Origin of the sequence: Halobacteriovorax sp. DA5 (genome assembly GCF_002903145.1) — a bacterium.
Taxonomy (GTDB): Bacteria; Bdellovibrionota; Bacteriovoracia; order Bacteriovoracales; family Bacteriovoracaceae; genus Halobacteriovorax_A.
In genome coordinates this window covers 507,216-530,972 of record NZ_PPDJ01000002.1, presented here as the reverse complement: position 1 = coordinate 530,972, position 23,757 = coordinate 507,216, and the positions used below count along the sequence as shown (strand labels likewise).

The window sequence follows — 23,757 nt, the reverse complement described above, 5'->3', positions numbered from 1 at the left end:
AGAAAAAATAAAAGTTAGGAGAAACAAATGTTACAACTTTTTATATCAAATGCTTATGCTCAAGGTGGCGCAGCTGCTGCTCCAGCTAACTCAGCGATGAACTTTGTTCCAATTATTGCTGTTGTTGCTATTTTTTATTTCCTTGTTTTCAGACCACAAAAGAAACAAATGGAAGAAGAAAAGAAAATGCTTGATACACTTGAAAAAGGTAATCGTGTTTACACAAAATCAGGAATCTTTGGTACAATCGTAGGGATGACTGAAAAAGTTGTGGACCTTGAAGTTGCTGAAGGTACACGTATTAAAATCCTACGTTCACAACTTGGTGGACTTGAAGAAAGTATCCTTTCTAATAAAAAAGAGGCGTAATTATGTTTGGTGGCTTTGGAGCTGGTGAGTTACTTATTATTTTAGTTTTTGCCCTGATTTTTATCGGGCCTAAAAAACTTCCTGAACTTGCAAAAGGTTTAGGTAAGGGACTACGCGAATTTCAAAAGGCCAAAGATGATTTAATGGATCACGTCAACGATGCTGCAGAGACCAATTCTCACAAAGAGGAATCTGTGGCATCACAAATCACAGAGTCACCAGAAGCTAGCGTTGCAGCGCAAGGTGATGCCGAAATTAAGAATTCTAATAATTCTGAAGAAGAAAAAGACCAAGTAATTGAGTCGGAAAAATCAAAGCAATCGTAAGTTTTTGAAATTAATATTCTCTTAATATTGTTTTTAAGTAGTTAATCTCATATAATTTTTGTAGTTTATTTAACTCAATTATTCGAGAAAACCAAAAGAAACCCAAGGATTAGGAGAATCTAATGAGAAGAGGCTGGTGGTATCGCTTCGTATTTCTACTTATCGTAGCGATCATTTCAGGTATTTCGATTGTACCTACTGCATTCAATTTTAAAGAAACGGACAATTTTCCAGTTAAGTCTAAGATCAACTTAGGACTAGACCTTCAAGGTGGTCTATACATGATCTTAGGAATTGACTTCAAAAAGGTCTACAAAGACGAGGTTAAAGGATACGCGCGCCGTTTAGAATTTAGCTTCAAAGACAAAACTGGTAACGGTTTTGAGATTGGTGACCTAGATTCATCTGATGAACTGGATCCACGCCAAGAGATTATCCTAGGATCAGCTACTGATGTTGAGACACTAAAGGATATTATTCATGAGCAATACAATGGATTCCTAAGAGTAACTAAGGATACTGGAAATTCAATCTCTGTTGCCTTAACGAAAAAAGTTAAGACTGATATCGAAGATCAATCAGTAAAAAGATCAATCGAAGTTATTCGTAACCGTATTGATGAATTCGGTGTTACTGAGCCAGAGATTATCTCTCAAGGTAAAGACCGTATCGTTGTTCAGCTTCCAGGTGTTAAAGATATCGAAAGAGCAAAAGAGCTAATCGGTAAAACAGCTAAGCTTGAATTTAAAATGGTAAACTCTGAAGTTGCTCCTATTACAATTCAAGGTTGGGTATCAAAAGCTAAAGAGCAAGGTGTTGATTATAAGAAAGGTGACAGGTTCTCTGACTACGTTTCTAAAGTTAACGAAATCGTCGCTTCTGATCTTCCAAAAGGTCACGTTCTAGCATTTGAAAGAGTTACAAACGCTAAAGGTGATATCCTTCAGCTTGTTCCATACTTAATCGAATCTGTTGCTCGTCTTACAGGTGAAGACCTTGAAGATGCAAGAGTTCAATTTAACCCACAAAATAACAACAACCCAGAAGTAGGACTTAACTTTAAGTCTCGTGGTGCAAAGATCTTTGCAGATGTTACTGGTGAAAACGTTGGACGCTTAATGGCGATTACTCTAGATGGTAACGTTTATTCTGCTCCACGTATCAATGGTAAAATTGCTGGTGGCCGTGCAACGATCTCTCTTGGTGGTAAGAGTTACAATGAGCAACTTAAAGAAGCAAAAGACTTAGCTCTTGTTCTTCGTGCTGGTGCTCTTCCTGTTCAGCTTGACTTCCTTGAGCAAAGAACTGTTGGTCCATCACTTGGTGCTGACTCAATTGATAAAGCAAGATTTGCTGCAATCATTGGTTGTGTTTTAGTATTTGGTTTCATTCTTGTTTACTACAGAATCTCTGGTGTTTTCGCTGTTACAACACTTGCGCTAAACGTTCTTATTATTCTAGCTATGCTTGTTGGGCTTGGGGCAACTCTGACTCTTCCAGGTATTGCAGGGATCGCTCTTACTGTTGGTATGGCCATTGATGCCAATATCATTATTTACGAACGTATTCGAGAAGAAATTCGAAATAACGTTGGTTTCTATAAAGCTGTTGAAAACGGATTTAACTCTGCTTTCTGGACAATTATTGATGCAAACATCACGACAGCTCTTGCTGGTATCTGTCTACTAAACTTTGGTACAGGTCCAATTAGAGGTTTCGCTGTTACATTATTAATTGGTATTTTTGCAACTGTTTACACTTCTTACTTTGTTTCAAAGCTTTTCTTTGAATTCTATATGAATAAAGTTGAAGGTCAGGACTTAAGCATTTAAGGATTGGAGTTTAAGATGTTTGAAATTATAAAAAGTAATACAAAATTCAATTTTGTTAATAAATTCGGAGTTGCAGGGGTTATTTCTGCACTTCTAGTTATTGGTTCTCTTGTTTTAATCGGTACTAAAATGAAATACGGGGTAGACTTCCGTGGTGGTGCTGAGATCCAAGTTAAGTTCCAAAAAACTGAAAACCTAGACGAGCTTCGTCGTGAAATGAAAGCCGCTGGTTTCAACGGGGTTACAATCCAAACGATTGGTGAGCCTCAAATGAATGAATATCTACTTAAAGTTAGTGCAAACGAAGGTAACCTTAATGAAGTTACTGAAAAAGTTTCTCAAACTCTAACAACTAAGTACGAAAAAGATGGTGTTGAAATCAGAAAAGTTGATATCGTTGGTCCAAAGGCCGGTGCTGAACTTAGAAAATCTGGTTTCCTAGCAATGCTTTGGGCACTTCTTGCAATCATGATCTACGTTGGTCTACGCTTTGACTTCAAATACTCACCAGGTGCAATTGTTGCTCTTTTCCACGACGTAACTATCATTCTAGGTGTATTTGCTCTAACTGGAACAGAGTTTACTCTTCAGACAGTTGCTGCAATCCTTGCGGTTATCGGTTACTCGGTGAACGATACAGTTATCGTTTATGACCGTGTACGTGAGCATGAGCAGAAGTTTGTTGGACGTGATATTAAAGAACACATCAATAATGCAATTAACGAAACACTATCAAGAACAATCCTTACTTCTGGTACGACACTTTTCGTATCGGCAACGATGTTTTTTGTAGGTGGTCTTGCAATTCGTGATTTCTTTATGGCAATCACTCTTGGTGTTGTTGTTGGTACTTACTCATCTAACTTCGTTGCTGCACCAGTTGTACTTCTATTTGATAAATTTAGAGGGGAGCAGGCGAAAACTGCAGATGCAAACGCTTAATTCAAAGTTTAGTTTTATTAAATACTTAATTGCCCTGTGTGTACTTCTTAGTACACATGGGGTTTTTGCGTATGGAGATGAAGATTACGATAGTCGTGATAAAACATCTTCATCTCAAGACGTCGAAAATCTTCAAGAGTCAATTGAGACTCTTAATCAAGAAATTGAAAAAAATGGCGGGCAAGGGGTTAATATTGTCTCGATGCCAACACAAGGCCTTACTCTTAAAAATGGAAAGGCCGACCCCGAAATGATGAGACGTGCAATTAAGATGATTAATGCACAATTTAAGAATGTTCCTGATGCACAAGTGGCACAAATGATTCGTGACAGTGCCTCTCAAAACCAAATGATGCAATTTTTTACTAATAGCGATAGGTTTGTAAACTTTGCTGTTGGTCTTGTAAAAGATGATAAGGCACTGCTTTACTTATTTGAGTTAACTCAAGATAAGGATGTGCTAAAGCTTGCTTTAGGCGCTGTGATCTTTCTTTTCATTCTAAGCTTCTTTCTTAAGAGGGCCTTTATCAAAAAAGATGAATTCTTTGTCTTTCGCTATGTAAAGTCGCTCATCTTCTTTGTTTTTTCGACTGGATTCAAAGCAGGTGTTCTTTACTTTATTTATAAAGATTACTTAGATCCAAGTGTTGATGTATTCATAAAAAGAGTTCTCTAGTTTCTAATTACTACTTGTTACTGGAATACAGCCCATCTTACGATCAAGTGGTTTGATCGTCGTAGGAATTGATGTCGTGTAACCACTACTTGCTAACTCACTTGAGTGCATTACCTGATAAAGCTTCTGGTACCCACGTTTTTGAACGTATGGTGCATCTTCATCCGCTGGCCAGTAGAAGTAAGTTGGTTGCGACTGAGTATCACTTGTAGGCTTGTAGTGAATTCCATCATTAGTTAAATGAAACCAGATTTTTTTCAGCTGTCCTTCTCTAATAAACATAACGTCAGCTGGCTTAATCTCTTGCTTATTACCATCACCAAGATCTATTACTTCACGAGGGCCTTTGGCAAAGTAGAGGCCTTCTGTTGGCGTTCCAATAATTTCACCAAGGGCCTTAAATTCAATATTTGTTGAATTGTATTCAGTATATCCTGGACAAATTGCGCGTCCACTATTGTCAGTAAAGAATGGAATCATAGCAAGCCCAGATTGAATTAGCCCTGACTCAGCTCCTGAACAGGCTTCAGGGAAGCCTCCGTCTTCAACGCTAACATTTGGTGCCACACATGTCTCAAGAGGTGCAAAGTATGATTTAGTCCCGCTAACGTTGGCGCCCATTTCAATCATGCGATCTTTAATTAGGAAATCAACCTTGCGGTTTTCACCATCTGCAATAAAGCGCACATCATTTATATCCCACAGAGAAAAGTGATCAGGCACTAGCTCTAAACGTGGAAATTGTGGAGCATCATCGTTTTGCCCTGTTTTAATATAGTCGTGACAAAAGATTGTATCTGAAACACCTGGTGGAAGATATGGAGTCGGGTAGTCAACAGGCATGTAGAAGTGTTTTCTAACAGTATCTAAGTAGATTTGATCTCTTGGATCGTAGTTAGAGCTTGTGGCCGTCGCACGAATCATACAAGTGTATTGTGAGATAAGTTTTATCTTAAGATTACCTTCGTATTCGTCATCATCACCTGGCTCAAATAATTTGAACTGCTCGTAATCACTTTTTGCATTCTCAACACCACTTCCAGTTTCTTCAATATGAAAAGTATAAGCTTCACCAAAGTTTACTGTTGTGGCCTCAAGATTTGCTTCAAAAATATTTGTTCCTTGATAAGTCTTAAGATCGGCCGTGTAACGGCGTCCATCAATATCTGTTGCAACTAATTTACATGAAGGTGGATTTTGAGCACCATTTTCAATTGAGTTGTTACAAAAACCAAAGAGGTTTTGTAGTTTAGAGTCGTCTTTAATTTTTGGCCCAACTGTCACTGTTCCGTATAGGGTAGCAACTGTGGCCGTCTTTTCCTGGCAAGTAGCTGCACATGAAGCACCACTTGTTACCGAGGCAACTTTTTGATTCTTACAAATACAAAAGTCGTCATCAATGAATACAGAGTCACTTGGACGAGCAATCACTTCTGGTGCTGTAATACAAACACCTGCAGAGGCTTCAATATTTTCTCGAGTAAAGTCATCAAGGGTTTCATCGGCCAGAATTTCTTCTAATTGCGCTTCGTCTGCAACGACTTCTCCTTCACCACATGAACTTGCACATACATTTCCTTCGTTCAAAAGAAAGAATAGATCTTCACAAGTATCGATATTATTGACGTCGTCAAAGAATCCATCTGGACGCGCAACCTGTGGAACACAGGAAGATGTGATAAATAAGAATACAATTAAATATATTACCTTCATTGGCCTATTTCCTTAATTTTCTACTTACTTAATCGCCAGTTTTCGTTGACTTCTTTAATTTTAGGTTAATTTCTTACATTTCATTGAAATTCTGTAAAAATAAACGTAATTTTAAGTAGTTATACTGTTAGGAAATAAAATCTAGTGTATAATGATAGTAAAGTTTTTGTGGCACAATAAATATTCCTAATGTTTTTAGCGACTTGGACGATAAGTGAGGTAACTAAAAATCATAGGATTGAGTTTGTGCTCGAAAGAGTTCTCATATCGAGAGGAGATTAAAATGACAAAAGCAGATTTAATTGCAGCAATCGAAAAGCAAGCAAATGTAACGCACAAGCAGGCCGAGACTGTTGTTAATATTTGTTTTGATGACATGATCAATGCTTTATTCAATGATGAAAGAATCGAAATCAGAGGTTTTGGATCTTTCGCCAATCGTAATTATAAAGCGTACGAAGGTCGTAACCCAAAGACTGGTAAGGTAGTAAAAGTACCACCAAAAAAGGTTCCATTTTTCAAAGTTGGTAAAGAGCTAAGAGAAATGGTTGATGAGGGTAAAGACAAGTACGTTATCCGCGAAGCTTAACGGCCACGCATCCTGTTTTTTTAATACTTAAGTATAGGCCTGCCGCATCAGCGGCAGGTCAATATTTTTAAGCATTTAAATTGACTTATTAAAAAATATCCATATTATAGGAAATCTAAAATCATTCTGCGGACGGGTGCTAGAGTGGTCTAATAGGGCAGTTTGCAAAACTGTTTTTCACCGGTTCAAATCCGGTCTCGTCCTCCAAATTCAAAAAGAAAAACCCAGGCTTGTCCTGGGTTTTCTTTTTTAACCTGAAGATAAGCTCGATTTAAACATGTATTCTCCCGGTTTGGGAGGCGTTAAATACCACGACGGTATTTAATGCCGAACTATCCAGCGACGACCAGGATGGGAGGAGTCGGGCAAATCTTATGCATAGAAACTAACCCATACCTATCTCTATTGATCAAAATAAAATTTAGTGAACAAGTTCAGTTCTACGTTATAATTAAATAATGCGTTTGATTATTCTCTCTTTACTTTCTCAAATACTTTTAAGTTGTGCGACTATCTATACTGGTGATGAATATAAGTCTGTTGATTTATCAGACATCGAACAAGTTAAAAGTTCAGTAACATTTCGTTTTGTTAAATTACATGATGTTAGTGATCAAAGCTCCTGGGATAATAAGAACTGGTTTATTAAGAGTACTGTAAAAAATAGTTACGAATGTGATGTAGTTAAAAAGATCAATTTATTCAATATTGTAAAATGTGATATAGAGGAAAATTTTGATAAAGTAGCTGCAAGATATACGTCGATAGAGGAATTTGATAGAGAGCATCCTATAGAATTTGATACAGATTATTATGTAGATGTCAGGGTTCTCTCGCCATTTTATTACCATGGCAGTGGGACTGGAATGTATGGTCTTGTATTTAGCGCTTTAACTCTCGGAATTATTCCATCATATTGGACATATGAAGGTGATTACGACATTCGAATCTACTCTAAAAAAGATCAAATCAATTTTAAAAAAATTCAATATACAGAAAACTACGGAGCAATCTCATCTTCGTTATTTTGGCTTTTTCCATCGAGTCGATATGAAGGTGTTAACCTTAGAGAGAATTATATGATTAGAAATAAGTGGGAGTATATTCTCAAAGAGGTCATATTAAAAATAAAAGATAAATAAGATAACAAGTGCTTCTTCATTGGTCATGCGTAAAGACACCTGGAACTGAAAGTTCGTTTTGCAAGAACAGGTAGTGCGGATGACACTTTAAAACTATAGATGAAGGCTTTTTAGGAAGATATTTATATGAGAATTTATTATAAAAAATCTATAATGTTAAAGTGGCTCATATACTTCGTCTTTGTGTTACCGATGTGCATGACATTGCTACTCTTTTGTTTTCTTATTGTAGATGATGAGAGCTTAAGTATAATTCAACAAGCTGGTGTCATTAGCTTAGCGCTTCTTTCTTTAATTACAATGCTAGGAACAGCTTTTCATATTTTTTTATATGGAAAAAAAGAAATTTATATCGAAGTGGATGATCTTCGTATTACATTTTTTAATGGAACATTTTTTAAAAAACACACTTTCTTACTAGAGGAGCTAGACTCTATTTTTATCAAAAGTATTTACGGTAATAAAGTCTTAGTATTTCAAACTTATACAAATCGAAAATATGATTTTCCATTGGGCCATATTGATAGTTGTGATGAAAAAAAATTGCTAGATTCTTTATATCAATATGTGTGAGAGGAAATGATGGAGTAGGAATTTTATAAAGAAGAGTATTTTACCGCGTTGATTCTATATAAATATTCAATAAACTTCCTTCTTGTCCAACGTTGTATTTTTTTCGTTCAAACACTCAGCTATATAACATTTGTAAAGATTATTAGTTATGTGCCATTTTCTTTCTAGTGTGATTTTAGAGGCATATCAATCGAGTCTCAGTATTTTATTAAGATCATTTTATTTTTCTATGAAATTGTAACAGGCTCATCAATTTTATCTCATCTATTAATTTAATTGTTAATAAAGTTTATTGGTTACTTGTCGATAAGTGGCTATAAACTAAGGAGATCTTAATGAAGTTTAATTCGCTGTTAACTATTACAAGTCTGTGTGCTTTACTTATATCATGTAACGGAAGTTCTATTAATGGACGTTCTCTAAGTTCAGTTTCTAATAATGTCGAAGTTTTTTCTGTCGGCGATATTAAAACAAGTATTTTTTCTCCAGAAGAATTCCGATCGATACATGGGCCAGCATGGGTACTTATGGACGGCGGAAAAGACTTTCAAAGATTAAGAGAATCATTTCCGGAATTATCTCTAAATCAATTATTGGGACATGGAATCCCTGATGCTAGAGGAAAATTTTTAAGAATGCATAATAACGGAGCAAAGTGTACTGAAGAAAATGAAGCTTGCTCTTTTGATGCTCAAGAGGGGCGTGTTCTTGGCTCATATCAAGAAGATGCTTTTCAAAATATTACAGGTACTCTAATACAGATTGCGCACGGTAGAGATGTAGGTAGTTCTGGTTCAGGTGTATTTCAACATATTGGTCAAGGAAACCGAGGAAATGCACAAGGTGGTGGTCGAGCTCAAAGTTATAAGTTTGATGCATCATTGGTGGCAAGAACTTCTACTGAAACTAGACCTAAGAATATTGCAGTTAATTTCTATGTAAAAGTTATTGGTTGTAATGCTTTCGATAATGTAGAAAATTGCAAATAAGAGGAGTCTAAATGAAGAAGTCTCTTATATTTATCATTTCTTATGCATTATTCTTTCAACAGATCCATGCTTCTCAAAAGCTTATGCAGGTTGTTGCAAGTGAAGATACTGTATCTTTCAAAGATCTAATTGGTAAATTTAATCATCAGATTTCAGTAAATAGTAAAGCTGAAAATGGTTTTAAGACAGTTAGTGGCGGTTTATCTAAGGCAGGTGCTTTCTTTGGCCTCGTTCAAGTTGTACCGTTGTCTTTAGCGGCGACGGGTTTGAGTTTTGCTGTCGATGGTGCAAACCAACTTAGAAAATTAAATAACCATATTAGGGGGCTCGACTCTGAAACGATGTTTGAAGCAATTGAGTTGTCTTTATCTAAACTTGCTGTTGTTAATGAAGAGCGCTTAAGTAAAGTTTTTCTAATTGAAAATGATGAAAAGAGAACAAAGGAGCTTTGGAATTTAATTAAAAATGATGACCTTTTTAGTTCCTTAAAACAGGATCTAGAGCCTGAGGTATTCATAAAAATTGCACAGCCAGCTATTGTTAAGCTACATGATTATACGGTTGAGCTTGCTTCTGAAATTAATAATAATGCAGCAGATATTGGCGATCTTAAAGACAAATACACTAATTTGGAAGATCGTGTAGGAAAAATTGAAAGTAATCTTAAAAGCTTTGCAAAGGCCCTACATAAAAGAGACAAGAAAATTGATGAATTAGTTGAGTCTCTATCTGATTTAGCAAGTAAAACAAAATCGAGATCAATCGCCTCCGTTGAAGAGGATCTTAAGTCATCATCTAATGGTGATAATAGTGGCGCTGTTGTCGTTGTTTCTCAATCTTCATATCAGGCGTCAGTTGAGAAATGGAAAAATATTGCAGTAGAGGCTTATCAATATGCTGAGGTATCATTAACAATTGCTACAAACCTTGGTCTTAAGGGAAAAGATCTCGAAAGAGCAAATAATGTTTTAAAATATTCTCAAGCGACAGTTAGTGTTATTGCTGCCTTCTCAGGTGATCCAATGTCTATTATGAATGCTACTGCTGCAATCACTGGACTACTTGGTGGGGGAGGAATGGATCCTGATGCTCAAAGACATGCCGAGATAATGGAAGCATTTGGAAAGGTATTTCAAAACCAAAAACTAATGATTGAAAACCAAGAGAAAATATTCAAACAAGTTATTGCTATACGAGATGACTTGGCAAAGTATTATAAGAAACATGAGAGTTGGTATCAAAATTTTGATACAAAGCTTGATAAGGTTTTAGGAAATCAGGCCGTAGCGTTAGATATTCTTAGAGATAATAATCCTCAAGTTCAAAAAATGATCTCATGTCAAAACTTTCTAAATTCAAGGCTAAGCTCTTGTCTTGCTGATGATTTTCGCTACCGTCATAGTAATCTTCAAAACTGTGTTGATGATATTAGAAGAAACGAAGAAGCATTTAAGCCAAATGATGTAGGTAGCTTTGATGTTGTAATTGGTGGTAGTTATGACAGTTATGAGGGGATTGTTGAAAACCTCTACTATGGTGGAGCAAAGGAAGAACTGGCACCTTGTCTAGCTGGGCTAAGAAGTATCCTCGTTCCAAATAATAAATACATTCTTTCTAAAACAAATATTGATAGAAATGATGACTTTAAAACTGCTTATGATTCCGTAATTAATAGTGAGTATATTCCTTTGTTACAACTGTATAATAAGTTCTTTAGCTCGGCATCAACGAACGGAAAAGATGAGGATAGAGCATTTAGTTCTCTATACTACTCATTAGATGTAACTGATGTGGGTGCTAAGAACGCATTACCAACAAAACAAATTAACATTTTTGATACAAACAAAAAGTTTGATTTTTCAAAGAGTCGAAATTTTTTAAATGAAAAACTTTTAAATCTCTATCATACTAAAGCTCTCAATCAGTATATCTCTTACTTTTTAGAGACTTATTATTACTACTACATTTATGATCAAATCAATGAAAAACCATATCCTAAGCAAAAGGTTATGGAATTTCTAACGAGCAGTAAGAAGCGTGAAAATAATTATGTGAAGTCAATATTTCTAAATGTTTTAGAGGTTATTGATACGGCCTTAAGACAGCAGGCATTGTTATCTGGTACTCAGTTACTCCCTTATATCAAGAACTATCTTTATGGTAATAACGTGTCTAATGATGAAACATGGCCTGCAATAGATAAGTTCATTTCAAGTAATGGACATGCCTCTAAGAATCTTTCAGTGTATATCCTTCATGAAATACTTAAGTATAAGCGAGGTGATTCACAGGAAATTGGTTATAGTGAAACTTTGAATGAGAACCTCCAAGTTTATAATGAATATATTTCAGAAGAATTTCAAAGTTGTCTTTACGATTTCAAAGAGAAAAAATATCCAACAAGTTGTAAGTCTAAGTTTATCAAAAATTTTGATTTCCCATTTATTATTGATGGAAGAGAAATTGTATTCGTGAGTGTAGATAAACAAGAAATTCGTCTACCTCTTGCAGAAATTGATGAAGTCTCTAATAATAAATTCTTCTGGTCAAATCAGAGTCGTGAACTATTAATTCTTAGACAGAAAGTCATTTCTGAGCTTAAGTCTAATCCTTATGTCTATAAAGAAGTGCTAAATACACTATCTCGATAGACAAATGTTAGATATCTAATTGTCCAGGTATTTTTTCTTCATTTACTAATGAAGAGAAGATATTTGGGCATTAATATCAGTTAAATACTCAGGTTTATGTTTTATTAATAAAGATTAAGATCTTCTTATCTATAATGTGACGTATGTCATATTCGAGTACTATTGTATAAAGAGATAATATCGATATCAGAACAAAGGGAGGTTCCATGAGTAAGCTAATGATTTGTGTTGATATAACTGATGAGTCTATCAATGCCTATAAGAATCAATTAAAGGATTTCGACTGGAATCGCTGGGATGAAGTTCATCTAGTGCACGGTTTTGAAACACTAGTCTATGCAGATACTTTCTATTTTGCTTCTTATCCGCTTGAAGGACAGATGGGTGATATTGAAAAGTCTGTTTCAGATCTCTTACTGGGTCTTTCTAATCAAATTGTTTCTGAAGATTATAAGGGAAAGGTCTTTGGTAAATGTCTCTTTGCTAGTTCTGCAAAGGTTGCACTAAAGGAATATGCTGAAGATAATAAAATTGATGAAATGATCATTGAAACTAGAGGGAAGCACGGAATCTCAGCACTATTTTCCAGCTCGTTTGCGGAATACATGGTAGGCCATGCCCCTTGTCGTCTCATGATTTTACGTGAAGTTAAATAAGAGGTGATTGTGAGGAATTTTATATTACTTTTTATTCTATTTTTAGCTTACTCATCATGCTCTAGCGTTAACACTGAATCACGTCAGTATTATGAAGATAAGAGCATGAGGCATGGAGTTGTTCCAGTGGCAGAGAGTGAAAATAAAACACCTGTGACTCGTATTTATAGTGCCGAATCAGTTCTTAGGGGCAGGCGTATTTATATGAATAAGTGTTCTCAGTGTCATGGTGAAAATGGAAGGGGTGTTGATAAAGTTGATCTTCAAAAATTATCTAAAGAAATCCCTAACTTTAATTTCTACTTATTGGTTTCTAGTTATAAACAGAAGATGCCTGGTTGGAAGAATGTCTTAACTGAAAAAGAAATTAAAGATCTTGAGAATTATATCTATTCGCTTGCTAAGAAATAAGAAAGGCCCCAGTTTAAACAGGGGCCAATATATTAGTTTAATTATCTATTTGAGTGACCTTGGTGTCTAGGACGATAACCTAGGTCCTTAAATTCTTCTTTTAATGCTTTTTTTAGTTTCTTCTTATCGATTACTTGTCCAAAAGTCGTATAATCAAAGTAAGTGTAACGGTATAAAAACCATTCTTTGTATTCTTGTGTTAAAACTGAATCAACACCATCAATTGTTAGAAGATCCATCCAATTAAGCTTAACTCCTACCTCGACACTTTTTCTTTCAAGTTCTCTAAGTCCTGCTTCTGATATTTTGTGAACTCTATCTCTAAAGCCTTGCTCATTACAAAGACTTCCATCTTCATCCATCTTAGTAAGAATAGACATTAAGTCTTCATTTGAAACATGCTTATAGGCCGGAAGATAATTCTTAATTAACCATAGATCTCTTGTGTTACCTGAAAGTACACTGTAGAGACGACTACTTAATTTAAGTTGGCGCTTGTGATCAATACCTGAAATCCCATTCTTATCTTTATTTCCATTTTCCATCACGAGTACAATTCCCGCAAATATTGGAGCAAGAATTGGTAATCCTGCACCTATTGCTACACCAATAATTGAACCCGGGATATAGGCAGCAAATCCACAATAAATAAGATTCTCTTTTAAGTTCTTCTGCTTTGAGAAGCACTCTTTAATCATCTCTCCAGGTATTTTTGATGGGAGATAGCTTGTAGACTTTGTTCTAATTTGAATATCTCTTGCGAGTTCATTTTTACAGTTAAAGGCAAAAGTTTGAGTTGCCAGTAGTAGTGATAAAGTAAGTGCTAATTTTTTCATTTCTCGTCTCCATTTTTATTTTTTTGTTATGGAGGCAAGGTAATGGATATAAGAATTTATCTCATTTACATGAGGTGACGTTTTTAAAAATCATGAATTTATTTCTTACTTAATGGTGGTGGTAAGAGCTAAGTTGTTAGAAATACATTTGTTACAATTAACTCATTCAACACGATGGCGCTTTCTCTTCTTGTTTCTGTCTGTCATTTCAAAATCAAGCTGTATCCATTTAGTAATTGTATCGAATAGGCTGATTGTCTCTTTTACATCCAGATTATTTGGGAAGTGAAAAGGATATTTTTTCTCTAATGAAACTTCATTTCCTAGGGGCATTTTTGAATCATTCAAATATTGCCATGTAAGGTACTCTAGAATCTCTGCATCTCCATCAAAATAGATATGCTCCCATGTCGTCTTTATTTCTTGATTGGCAACTTGAGCAATGTCCAGATCAGATAGAGTAAGGCCTGCTTTATTAAAGTAGAACTCTAGCTTTTTGTCTTTGAGCCAGTATTTCTTGGATTGGATTATTGAAAAGAGCTTCTTAAGCTCTTCTTGTGTTAGGGCCTTTTTTAGATCATTAAAAAGAGAAAGGGCATGATGTCTGGCAAATAATTGTCCAAGGCGCATATTTGGCCTGTGATCGGCCTGCGAGTGTTCTCTGTGGTCAAAGTATTCTTTTGTGGCAACTCTATATGGAAATGGTGCACCTTCGCGCTTTATCTTTCTTCTTACTGCCTCGCCGCGAGGCTCTGAGCTCTTTAAAAAGTTACTCAGATATTTACGATCTCTGATATTCATTAAGTCATTTCGTTGGCCAACAAAACCGTTCCATGTTGGATATTCTCCCCACAATGGCCTTGGACGCTGCCCGTGGCACTCAAGGCACTTGGCTTGATTTATGAGCCACTTTTTGTTTTTAAGGTCTAAGACAAGAAGCTCATAGCGGAGCTCTTCTTGATTCCAAGCGATGGCCTCAATTGAATCTTCTTCGTGTTGATCTGCTTCAAATGTTGAAAAGGTAATAACAAATGAATTTTTCTCATTCCAAATCACAGGCCTTAGCTTATTTGGTGCTGCTGGTAGAAGCGCTCCTGACTTATAGGCCAATGTCATATTTTGATAGTCTTCCTCCGGGATACTTTCAATAATTTGTGTAAGTGTTTGAAAGTCATTTGATTTGACCCAGTTGAGAAAAGCATCTTTGTCGAGGACCGTGGCCCTCGACATTGATGTGATAAATATCGTTAGAATGATATATTTAAGCATTGTGACTACTATCTTCTGTCATTGTAAGAATCGTAATCAAAGTTTTCAAAAAGTACGTCAATTTCTTCTGGTGTCCCGTAACGAACTTCAGATTTAATACTACAACGAACATCGTAGCTTGTTTCGTTATTGTATACTGAAGCAATTTTTAGCGTTCCTCTTAGGTCATAGTTTTCCCAAGTTGGGTTGTAGAGGTGAGCATCTAAGCTTGAAGCAATTAGACTCAGTGTCGAAGAATTGTCGACCGACTGATGTCTTAGTTCTAGAAGATATCCTGTTTTTGTTAGATTAGTTAATGGATCGACAAAGTTCTTACTTTCGAATTTGTAGTCAATTTTTTCAAGTGCTTTACCATCAATTGAAATTTCGTTAAATAGAGCTTCTCCAGATATATCTGAGTACACTTTTTTAACGATAAGTTTTTTGTTGAAATTTCTGTCGTGACAAGAAGTTATCGTTTCGACAACTGTGTTAATGTCTTCGCCATAGTAATCATCGTATCCGTCATAAGATGCGAATGAAGTGTTAGAAGTAAATACAAGTGAAATAAGTAGAAGTAGGGAATTCTTCATTAGGTTCTCCAAGAAAAAAGTTTTGCTTGGAGAATTGTTTAGTACGGATTTCTAAGCAGTCTGTCAAATTTAAAATGAGAAAGAAAGCTATTTATTATCTTCGTTTTATATAATTATAAATATTTAGATTAGAATTTAATATTTATAGATCAATAATTTTAGACCGATATAGTGTTTGCATTACAATTTCAATAGAGGTCATCATAAAAGTAATTCTTTTTGTCACTTTTATTTTTTGTCTATCATGTCAATTTGGTCAGGAGTCTAATATTAATACTGAAAAATTAGATAAGTTTTTTGCTGTTTTAGAAAATAAGAAAGTAGTTTCAGGAAGTGCTATATTAGTAAAAGATGGTAAGTCCATTTATAATAAAAATTATAATTTTGATAAAAATAATAAGAATCCTATTTATCGCATAGGTTCTGTTTCGAAAATATATACTGCTACAATTATTCTAAAGTTAGAAGAAGAGGGGAAATTAAAGCTTTCAGATAAGCTTGCTCTCTATTATCCAAAGATAGATAAGGCAGATAAGATCACTATTGAGGACTTGCTTCGCCATCGTAGCGGTATTCCAAATATGACAGATCTTGCTGATTACAAGGAATACTCTCAAACTCCCCAATCTGAAAGTCAGATGATGGAGCGTTTCTATCGCTATCAGTTGGAGTTTATGCCTGGTGAAAAGTATGAGTATTCAAATACTGGTTATGTCATCTTAAGCTATATTGCTCAAAAGGCAGGAAATGATACTTATGCAAACTTACTAACTAGTTATATTGTTAATCCTCTTTCTTTGCAGGAGACCTTTGTCTATGATGCTAAAAGTCGTCGATCTAATGAAGTCACTAGTTACTTCAAAAGAGCTAACTGGGAAGAAGCAACCAATACTCATCAGAATGTTCCTCTTGGTGCTGGTGCCATTGCTTCCACACCACTAGAAGTTGCAACATTTCTTAGAGGATTATTTAAAGAAAAAATAATCAATTCAAGCTCTCTTAAGAAAATGAAAGAATTTATCGGCGAGGGAGAGTATGGATTAGGTTTAATGAAGTTTCCATATGCTGACAAATACTTCTTTGGACATACAGGTGGAGTCGATGGTTATGCATCTATCGCCGCCTATAATATTGAAGATGATATTGCTATAGTAAGCCTTACAAACGCTCTGGCATTTAACTTTAACGATATGTCTCTTGCTCTTTTGGCCGGATTTTATGGCGACGATTTTGATATTCCTGTCATTCAAGAGTCAATCTTAGTTAAGAAAGAAATACTTGATCTGTATAATGGAACATACGGAAGTAATGATTTTCCAATTAAGCTTACTTTTAGAAATGAAGATGGAGTTCTTCTAGGGGAAGCATCAAGTGATGCTCAAAATGAGATCCCTTTTGAAGCATTTTCTAATACGATATTTAAGTTTCAGCGTGCTCATATCAAACTTGAATTCAAAGATAATGGAGAGATCCTTATCTTTACACAAGGAGAGGAATTCACTTTAAAGAAGCTTAATTAGTTAGAAATTTTTCTGCTTCATAGATTCCAAGAAAGCTTATACCTGTTGAGAAGGACTTAACTATTCCTTTATCTAAGAAAACTGTTGTTGGTGTAACCTGTATTCCTAAATCATAACCTAGATCATTATCTTCAATAAAAGTGAAAGGATATGGACTTTTCTTTAGGTATTTTCTTATTTTTTCAGTACTTTCAAATGGGTTGATAGCATAGATCGAATCCTTTGCAATTTTACCATTTTCGACAGATTTTTTTAATCGTAGCATTTCAAGCTTACATGGAGCACATGTTGTCATCCAATAAAACGCTACTACTTTACTCTGTGGAGGAAATTCTAAAGCCTTCGAATTAAGCTCAATTGTCTTTACAGTTCTTGTTTGGATCTTTCTTTCTTTAATTTTAAAACTATTCGCAATTATCGGGGCCTGCTTTACGATAAACACTCCCAAAGCAATGACAAGTGCGATATTTTGGAGGGAAAAGTACTTCTTCATTCAAATCATTCCTAACTCTAGATTCCATCTATTGTATCATTTAAGCGCTCAGTCATACAATACTGCACAAGTAGGTAAGTGATAGAGCGATAAATAATATGCCTTTATTAGCAACAAAAATTCTGTGCAGTAACCATTTGTTTGATGATTCAAATCTAAGTGAATTATTTTACATGGATTGATTCTTAATCTATCATTTAGATGATTAATTTATAAAGGTAGTGGATTTGTTAGTTAACGCTAATATATTTAAAAAGAAGTTGTTTCTAGCGTCAGTTCTGATGTTTATTCTTCTTGGTATTAGCTGTGCTTATTACTTCTCTAGTAAAAACCGTAAGGCCGTAGTTGAGTTAAATCAGAGAATTGACCTCTTCGTTTCTGTCGTCGGCAATTTTGGATATAATGGCCTTATTCATAATTTTAAAAACTATGTAAATCGATCTAATGAAGCATATTACAAAAAAGCTGTCATAAAATTTAATGAAATCGAAGAAGCTTATCTTCGTTCAAAAGATTATAAACTATCCGATACAGAAAGAGAGTCTCTCGAAAATTTATTTTCAACAGCACAAGAATATCGTAACAATCTTGAAATTTTAAAAAATAGTGACAAGAACCTTTCTGCCGAAGAAAGGGATTATCTGGTACGTGTTGATGACACACAGGCCGATTTAGCGGCCAAGGAAGTTATTCGCATATTGGAGAGTAAAGAGGTTCAGCTTAATAATATTTCACAGGATATCTCTCGATTTAGTGTTGTTGCGATTGTACTTCTTATTTTTGCAATGGCGTCGATGTACTATTTCGATTTATTGGCACTGGATCGAACAAATAAGAAACTTACTCAAACAAATGAAGAGCTTCTTCAGTTCTCTTACCGTACATCTCATGACCTGAGATCACCTTTGACAACAATAAGTATTCTTTGTGATCTTATTGTTAGAAGTATCGAAACTAATCGTTTCAATGAAAATGACTTGAGAGTTAAAGTTGAAAAAATTAAAAGTCGCGTTAATCATTTGGCCGAGCTTATCTCAAGTCTTCTTGAACTTGCGCGTTTAGATGTTTCGACACATTCAAATGAAGAACTTGATTTTGAGGCAATGATCTCAGATATCGTTATTTCAAATGAGTATCTGATTGAAAAGAACAAGATTCAGTTTGCAACAGATGTTGATCTCTCCCGAGCGCACTCTTCTCAAAGAGTTAGAGTCTTCCAGATTTTAAGTAATATCATTATCAATGCTGTTAAGTATTATGATGTAAAAAAAGACAGTCCATTTGTGAATGTTGAAATACATGATGATATTAATAATCTTTATATTACTATTGCTGATAATGGGGTTGGGATACCATGTGAAAGTAAGTCACAAGTGTATGAACAATTTGTTCGTTTTAACGAAGATAAATCAATTGGTACAGGGATTGGAATGTATATCGTTAAAAAATCTGTTGACTACCTAAATGGAACAATAGACTTTTCTTCATCTGATGAAGGAACAACTTTTAACGTTGTTATTCCAACTTCTTTAGTGACTTCTACCGATAATTACGTTGCTCAAAACTCTTCAAAATCAATACTGCATTAGAAGTGTACTTACTTTTTCTCTATACCGATATTGAGTAAACGCCTTCGACAGAGACAATGATTTCTCCTTTGATCTTCTTTTTGAATCGGTACAGAAGTGATTTAAAGCTAGTTTCTGCCTTAAGATAATCGCAGTTATCACCATAGATAATAATTATTAATTGCTGTCTATCATATTTTGCTTCTTTTAAAGCGTCTAAAAGAAGACTTTCTTTCTTGCTTAATTTGCCATTGATCTCAATCTGGCGTTGTTCATTGCTATTTATTATTAGACTAGAGATTAGTCCGTGGTAGGGATCTTGTGATGAAGAGTTTATATCGACTTCAATTTCTTTAGAGAAATCCTCACCATGAAGTTTTGCCGATAAAAGATAGAAGAAAGTACGATTTAATAAATTGTTATTCTCACCTTGTATTAATGAATGAAGAGTAGAAAGTTGTTTCTGTGAAAGTGACTTAATATCTACGACTTTTAATATTTTTTCATCAAGATTGCTCATAAGGACGTCTAACATGATAAAGACTCCTGAGTTGCAAATACGATCTTCTCATTATTTGATAGAGTAAAATGTTGACTGTTTTGGTTGAAAATAATCAGCCCATCTACTTTCTTATTTATTCTTGATACTAAGGTCGTTAAACGATTTCTTGCATCAAGTTCATCTATGTTTGGATAAAGCTCTTGTAAAATCTCTTCAAATTCACTAGGCCCATTAGCTAGAAGGTGAATTAGCTGATCACTTACTTCTCCTAATAAGGCAGGAGGATCTTTTTTTTCTAATCTAATTTTCCAGGCCATTGTGAGGTGATCTTCATTTATTGTATTTTTTTTATAAAGGTATACATTTTCAATTGCCTTTGTCGCTTCTTTGATTTCGATGAAGTCATAAGAATGAAGCTCATCTAGGATCTTGTTTGCATTAATATTTTGGCCAAGGCAAAACATTGACTCACAAAGATGAGTTAATGCCTGTGCGTATTGAAGTGTATTTTTTTGATCTTTTAAAATCTTTAAAGCTTTTTCATTGTAGAGGTAAGCTGAGCGTTGCGCTCCCACCTTGTGAAATTCATCAGCTATGTTAACACAAATATTTGCAGCACTTGTGATTGAGTTATGTTCAATTAACTTCTCAACCGATTCGATATAATTTGCAAGTAGTCTTTTCTCTAGATGAATATTGCCTTCGGCCGTTATTGTATTCATTTGGGCAGTTAATGCTTTTTTAGTTGCTCCAATTTTTGTGTAGAAGTTGTAAGCATTAAGAAAGTTATTCTTGACCTGTATATGATTACCTTGTTGCGCAGCTATTAGGGCCATTGCAAAATAGAGATCTCCTATATATGGTGAGCTCATATAGATATCAATATTCTCTATTTCATAGTTCTTGTTTTCTAATATAGCGATTCGGCTTAGGCAAAAGACATTTAAAAATGAGCTCGCTTTTACAGTGTCATTAAGACGCTTAAGCTTTTTTGTATCATTGAGATAATATGCCATCATTATCTGAGTATATAAAGAGTCCTCTGAATTATATTCTAGCTCAAAAAACAACTTCGTCAGTTGTGTAATGTCAGCATCAATCAAATGTGAAGGGAGGACTTTGTTTTTCATTATTTCCAAGTATTTATAAGAGGTATACTACCTTTGTTACTACCTTTCTTTTTCAAGCTATAAAAGACCCTCGCTTTACTATCTTTTTGTATTGCATCTTCAATCCTTTGGTTTTTACTTGTTCGAGATATGTTAAGCATATCGATAAAGAAAAGCTCCTTGATGTCTGCAATGATAATATGTTCTTCGTCCAAGTTTATTTCAACTCTCGGTCTAAAGCTTTTTATATCATTGTTAATTACCACAGATTTTTTAAATTTCTTCTTATTCTTTTTTCCTGTAACAGTCAGTATTACTTTGTCATTTTTCAGTTTTATGACTGATCCAATTGAGAACGTTTCTTCTGTGTTTTGGTCCTTATCACTTTTTAGATTCTTAACTCTATTTTTCAATAATTTTGTTAAGTCGATTTTCTCATTGGTGTTAATTTCTCTACATTGATTGTTTTCACTATATGAAAGGCCTTCCCAATTTGCAAAGATGTAGTTGTCTTCGTTCTTTTTATTTGGGTTTAGGCATTTGAATCCAATGACCAAATCTCCTTCGACTGAGATTCCTGTTGGTATAATTATTCTCTCTCTAAATTCTAGTGAGTTGTCTGCAAGTGGACCGCCACCATTTCCGTAACCATTTCCACCTCTTATAATGGTTTGGTCTATATTCTTACCTTTAAAGTTTTGTAAAATCTCAATCGTTTGTAGATTTGATCTATTATCTTCTGTAACATTTAATTCTTTTTTCTTTTCTAAGTATAGATCATATAATTCTTTTATTTTTGTCTCTGTTAGATCTCCATTGGCCTTACCATGTGTATTTGGGATTTCTTCAATTAATCTCTCAGATTTCTTTTGTCGATATGTAGACTTGTACTTTTTAGAATACTTGAATCTTACTGAATCCAAATGTCCTCTTTTTTCATTTAAGTAATTTTTAAGACAATATTTTATATTTGAGTGAGAAGCGAATATTGATTTCTGCATGATACGATCATATGAAGTCGCGATACCTGCAATTTGATACTTACTTTGAGTTAAGTTATTATTTTGTAAAAGTGGAGAACCACTCATTCCTGGAACAATGCTTGAAGGTGTTATAATTGATCTGCTCAAGAATGATTGGCGACTTTTCTCATGTTCTTTTTCTTTAGAATCAAGATTTATTCTACATTCATTATGTGCAATCAGATCCAAAATAGAATTCATCTTACCAATTTGGTTATGATGGTTTTGTTTATAAGGAATTGCCTCTGTTGTTATTGCCTTTATTGCCTCTGAAATTGGAACAAATAGGGCGTTTCCTTTGTATGCTTCAGGTGAACTTGGATAGAAGTTACATGAAAGGTCATACATATTTCCAATCTGTACATATGAGAGGATTTCTCCAGTTAGTGAGTTCTCAAAAAGAGGCCTATTATTATTGTTTCTCTTTCTCTTTTCCCCAAAATCAAACTCACTCTTTTGTTGTCCTCTTGGAGAGTTATTCTTTCCATAAGTATAAAGTGAGTCTTTATTTTGATCATATTTACCAAAGGTTTCTTTTATTTCATCATTTACTTCAATAACCGCAACATCATGATTTGCACAGGATAGTGTGTTAGCTTCTTGTATCGGATATAGCTGTCCTTGATAAATATAGAATTTGTTATCACCGTCAATCAAATGTGAATTAGTGATAATAAATTTTCTATCGTTACTTTCTATTGTAAATCCGGTACCAGCAATTGGCATCTCACTTTTTTTGTAATGAGAGCCAATAACAACAAGAGATTCCTTATCTTCAATATAATGTTTCTTATAATATTCATTTATGGTGAAGTTATCGACATCTTTTCCAAGCAAGATATCTGTATATGGATCTGCCTGCGTGAGAAAAGACAGGCCAAATAATGAGATAAATAGAGCTTTAAATCCAAATTGCATATCCAGTATATACAGCAAAGCAGGTGCCATATTTATGGATGCTAAAGTGTAATCTTAGCTTCATATTTGTTTATATTAACAGACGGCCGTCTAATATTTGTTCAATTATTAGGCGAATATAAGCTTTTTATGTGTATTTTATTGGCATTTCATTTGCTTTATAAATCATATGATGAAATCTCTTAAAAACTTATCTGTTATAGGTACACTTCTTATGTGTTCTAATACGACAACTCTTGCGGCCAATAATTTATATGGAGCCGAGGCCGGTGTTAAGACTAATCTTGGCAATTGGTATAAAGACTCAAGCCTTGATGAAGGGCCAGTCACTCTCACTTTTAGGGCCGATAGTAACGGTAATTTAGAACTTGCTGAATTAGACTGGATGCAATTTGAAAAAAGGTATCAAAGAGAAGAATTTGGTGGGGTTGAGATCGCGTTAAGGGCCCTTGGGGCAAAATATGAAAAGATCCATGACTCTATCGGGCAACACGGTAGCATACAATACGCGCACTTAGTAATTAGAAAAGCATTTGTCTTAGATGATGAAGCCACTATTATTCTTTCAGGAGTTGCAAAAGCAAGTGATACCTGGAGTATTCATCAGTTTAATGAAGAAGATAGCCGAAATCTTGGCCGCTCTTATAAAAGAATCTATAATCAAGATTCGATCAATTTAGATATTGAAGCAACTGGTGAAATCCATTTCAAAATTGGTGATGGTAGGGCCCGTGCTTATGCCTACTACAAACAAGGTGATGAAAGAAATTTTGAAACTGAAGATAAGAAATTTAATTATACTTACGAGAAAAATGAGTATGGTGCTGGAATTGAATATAGGCCAAGTGAAAAATCTAAGCATACTTTTGGTCTCAAGGTAAAGCGTAATGAATTTAATGAGAACTTTGGACGTGGCCAAAATAATATTGATGAAACCCAGTTTATGCTTACGTACCAATATCGATTTGATATGGAAGAGTTCTTTTTTGGGAAATCATATGAGGTAGACACAAAAAAAGGTAATAAAGATTACGATGAATATGTTGAAGAAGAATTAGATTTACCGGAATTTTATTAAT

23 protein-coding genes and 1 tRNA gene are annotated in these 23,757 nt (G+C 34.7%); 16 read left to right on the top strand and 8 right to left on the bottom strand.

From position 1 onward, the window contains the following. The first annotated feature begins 27 nt into the window (after positions 1-27). The 5 genes from yajC (at position 28) to C0Z22_RS05830 (ending at position 4,145) form a co-directional block, all read left to right on the top strand. Positions 28-369: a preprotein translocase subunit YajC gene (gene yajC / locus C0Z22_RS05850; RefSeq protein ID WP_103217406.1), complete on the top strand. Its 342-nt coding sequence runs from the start codon at positions 28-30 to the stop codon at positions 367-369. Positions 370-371: 2 nt separating this feature from the next. Beyond that, positions 372-695 carry a twin-arginine translocase TatA/TatE family subunit gene (locus C0Z22_RS16315; protein ID WP_103217405.1) on the top strand — a complete coding sequence of 108 codons (324 nt, stop codon included), beginning with the start codon at positions 372-374 and terminating at the stop codon, positions 693-695. 122 nt (positions 696-817) lie between these two features. After that, positions 818-2,527: a protein translocase subunit SecD gene (gene secD / locus C0Z22_RS05840; RefSeq protein ID WP_103217404.1), complete on the top strand. Its 1,710-nt coding sequence runs from the start codon at positions 818-820 to the stop codon at positions 2,525-2,527. 15 nt (positions 2,528-2,542) lie between these two features. Beyond that, positions 2,543-3,469: a protein translocase subunit SecF gene (secF, locus tag C0Z22_RS05835; protein WP_103217403.1), complete on the top strand. Its 927-nt coding sequence runs from the start codon at positions 2,543-2,545 to the stop codon at positions 3,467-3,469. After that, positions 3,456-4,145 carry a hypothetical protein gene (locus C0Z22_RS05830; protein WP_103217402.1) on the top strand — a complete coding sequence of 230 codons (690 nt, stop codon included), beginning with the start codon at positions 3,456-3,458 and terminating at the stop codon, positions 4,143-4,145. Before secF ends, C0Z22_RS05830 begins: the two co-directional genes overlap by 14 nt. Before the next feature lie 3 nt (positions 4,146-4,148). On the opposite strand, the gene C0Z22_RS05825 is transcribed toward C0Z22_RS05830, so the two are convergent. Further along, positions 4,149-5,858 carry a hypothetical protein gene (locus C0Z22_RS05825; protein WP_103217401.1) on the bottom strand — a complete coding sequence of 570 codons (1,710 nt, stop codon included), beginning with the start codon at positions 5,856-5,858 and terminating at the stop codon, positions 4,149-4,151. A 283-nt stretch (positions 5,859-6,141) separates the two neighbouring features. On the opposite strand from C0Z22_RS05825, the gene C0Z22_RS05820 reads away from it, so the two are divergent. The 8 genes from C0Z22_RS05820 to C0Z22_RS05785 all read left to right on the top strand — a co-directional run bounded on the left by C0Z22_RS05820 (position 6,142) and on the right by C0Z22_RS05785 (position 12,869). After that, positions 6,142-6,447, top strand: coding sequence for an HU family DNA-binding protein (locus C0Z22_RS05820; protein WP_021266755.1), 306 nt, complete (start codon positions 6,142-6,144; stop codon positions 6,445-6,447). Between the two features lie 130 nt (positions 6,448-6,577). Beyond that, positions 6,578-6,654: transfer RNA gene (locus tag C0Z22_RS05815), tRNA-Cys, on the top strand. 251 nt (positions 6,655-6,905) lie between these two features. Next, positions 6,906-7,589: a hypothetical protein gene (locus tag C0Z22_RS05810; RefSeq protein ID WP_103217400.1), complete on the top strand. Its 684-nt coding sequence runs from the start codon at positions 6,906-6,908 to the stop codon at positions 7,587-7,589. Positions 7,590-7,787: 198 nt separating this feature from the next. Next, entirely contained in the window at positions 7,788-8,162 is a 375-nt protein-coding gene (locus C0Z22_RS05805; protein ID WP_103217399.1) for a hypothetical protein, read from the top strand. 335 nt (positions 8,163-8,497) lie between these two features. Further along, complete coding sequence (locus C0Z22_RS05800; protein WP_103217398.1) at positions 8,498-9,151, top strand: hypothetical protein; 654 nt, start codon at positions 8,498-8,500, stop codon at positions 9,149-9,151. Between the two features lie 11 nt (positions 9,152-9,162). Continuing rightward, the gene (locus tag C0Z22_RS15990; protein WP_103217397.1) at positions 9,163-11,802 is read left to right on the top strand and encodes a hypothetical protein; all 2,640 of its coding nucleotides are present in this window, start codon (positions 9,163-9,165) and stop codon (positions 11,800-11,802) included. Between the two features lie 206 nt (positions 11,803-12,008). Further along, positions 12,009-12,458 (top strand): universal stress protein, encoded by a 450-nt coding sequence (locus C0Z22_RS05790; RefSeq protein WP_103217396.1) that lies wholly within the window; start codon positions 12,009-12,011, stop codon positions 12,456-12,458. 9 nt (positions 12,459-12,467) lie between these two features. Then, positions 12,468-12,869, top strand: coding sequence for a cytochrome c (locus C0Z22_RS05785; RefSeq protein ID WP_146037812.1), 402 nt, complete (start codon positions 12,468-12,470; stop codon positions 12,867-12,869). A 41-nt stretch (positions 12,870-12,910) separates the two neighbouring features. Here C0Z22_RS05785 and C0Z22_RS05780 read toward each other — a convergent pair whose 3' ends face one another. The 3 genes from C0Z22_RS05780 to C0Z22_RS05770 all read right to left on the bottom strand — a co-directional run bounded on the left by C0Z22_RS05780 (position 12,911) and on the right by C0Z22_RS05770 (position 15,546). Continuing rightward, positions 12,911-13,705, bottom strand: a complete 795-nt coding sequence (locus C0Z22_RS05780; protein ID WP_103217394.1) for a hypothetical protein — start codon at positions 13,703-13,705, stop codon at positions 12,911-12,913. A gap of 162 nt (positions 13,706-13,867) precedes the next feature. Beyond that, on the bottom strand, positions 13,868-14,974 hold the full coding sequence (locus C0Z22_RS05775; protein ID WP_103217393.1) for a hypothetical protein: 1,107 nt from the start codon (positions 14,972-14,974) through the stop codon (positions 13,868-13,870). Positions 14,975-14,982: 8 nt separating this feature from the next. Beyond that, positions 14,983-15,546, bottom strand: coding sequence for a hypothetical protein (locus C0Z22_RS05770; RefSeq protein WP_103217392.1), 564 nt, complete (start codon positions 15,544-15,546; stop codon positions 14,983-14,985). Positions 15,547-15,665: 119 nt separating this feature from the next. Between C0Z22_RS05770 and C0Z22_RS05765 the strand changes: the two genes are divergently transcribed. Further along, entirely contained in the window at positions 15,666-17,066 is a 1,401-nt protein-coding gene (locus tag C0Z22_RS05765; RefSeq protein WP_103217391.1) for a serine hydrolase, read from the top strand. Here C0Z22_RS05765 and C0Z22_RS05760 read toward each other — a convergent pair. Beyond that, positions 17,059-17,559 carry a TlpA disulfide reductase family protein gene (locus C0Z22_RS05760; protein WP_103217390.1) on the bottom strand — a complete coding sequence of 167 codons (501 nt, stop codon included), beginning with the start codon at positions 17,557-17,559 and terminating at the stop codon, positions 17,059-17,061. The two genes, C0Z22_RS05765 and C0Z22_RS05760, sit on opposite strands and share 8 nt — an antisense overlap. Positions 17,560-17,786: 227 nt before the next feature. Here C0Z22_RS05760 and C0Z22_RS05755 point away from each other — a divergent pair, with 227 nt between their 5' ends. Beyond that, on the top strand, positions 17,787-19,148 hold the full coding sequence (locus tag C0Z22_RS05755; RefSeq protein ID WP_146037811.1) for a HAMP domain-containing sensor histidine kinase: 1,362 nt from the start codon (positions 17,787-17,789) through the stop codon (positions 19,146-19,148). Between the two features lie 19 nt (positions 19,149-19,167). Here C0Z22_RS05755 and C0Z22_RS05750 read toward each other — a convergent pair whose 3' ends face one another. The 3 genes from C0Z22_RS05750 to C0Z22_RS05740 are packed head-to-tail and all read right to left on the bottom strand — an operon-like array spanning position 19,168 to position 22,678. Continuing rightward, positions 19,168-19,662, bottom strand: coding sequence for a hypothetical protein (locus C0Z22_RS05750; protein ID WP_103217388.1), 495 nt, complete (start codon positions 19,660-19,662; stop codon positions 19,168-19,170). Then, on the bottom strand, positions 19,656-20,759 hold the full coding sequence (locus C0Z22_RS05745; protein ID WP_103217387.1) for a hypothetical protein: 1,104 nt from the start codon (positions 20,757-20,759) through the stop codon (positions 19,656-19,658). Before C0Z22_RS05745 ends, C0Z22_RS05750 begins: the two co-directional genes overlap by 7 nt. Next, a complete protein-coding gene (locus C0Z22_RS05740; RefSeq protein WP_103217386.1) occupies positions 20,759-22,678 on the bottom strand; it encodes a trypsin-like peptidase domain-containing protein in 1,920 nt (639 codons plus the stop codon). The genes C0Z22_RS05745 and C0Z22_RS05740 overlap by 1 nt, the downstream gene beginning before the upstream one ends. Before the next feature lie 172 nt (positions 22,679-22,850). Here C0Z22_RS05740 and C0Z22_RS05735 point away from each other — a divergent pair, with 172 nt between their 5' ends. After that, positions 22,851-23,756 carry a hypothetical protein gene (locus C0Z22_RS05735; RefSeq protein ID WP_146037810.1) on the top strand — a complete coding sequence of 302 codons (906 nt, stop codon included), beginning with the start codon at positions 22,851-22,853 and terminating at the stop codon, positions 23,754-23,756. Position 23,757 lies beyond the last annotated feature (1 nt).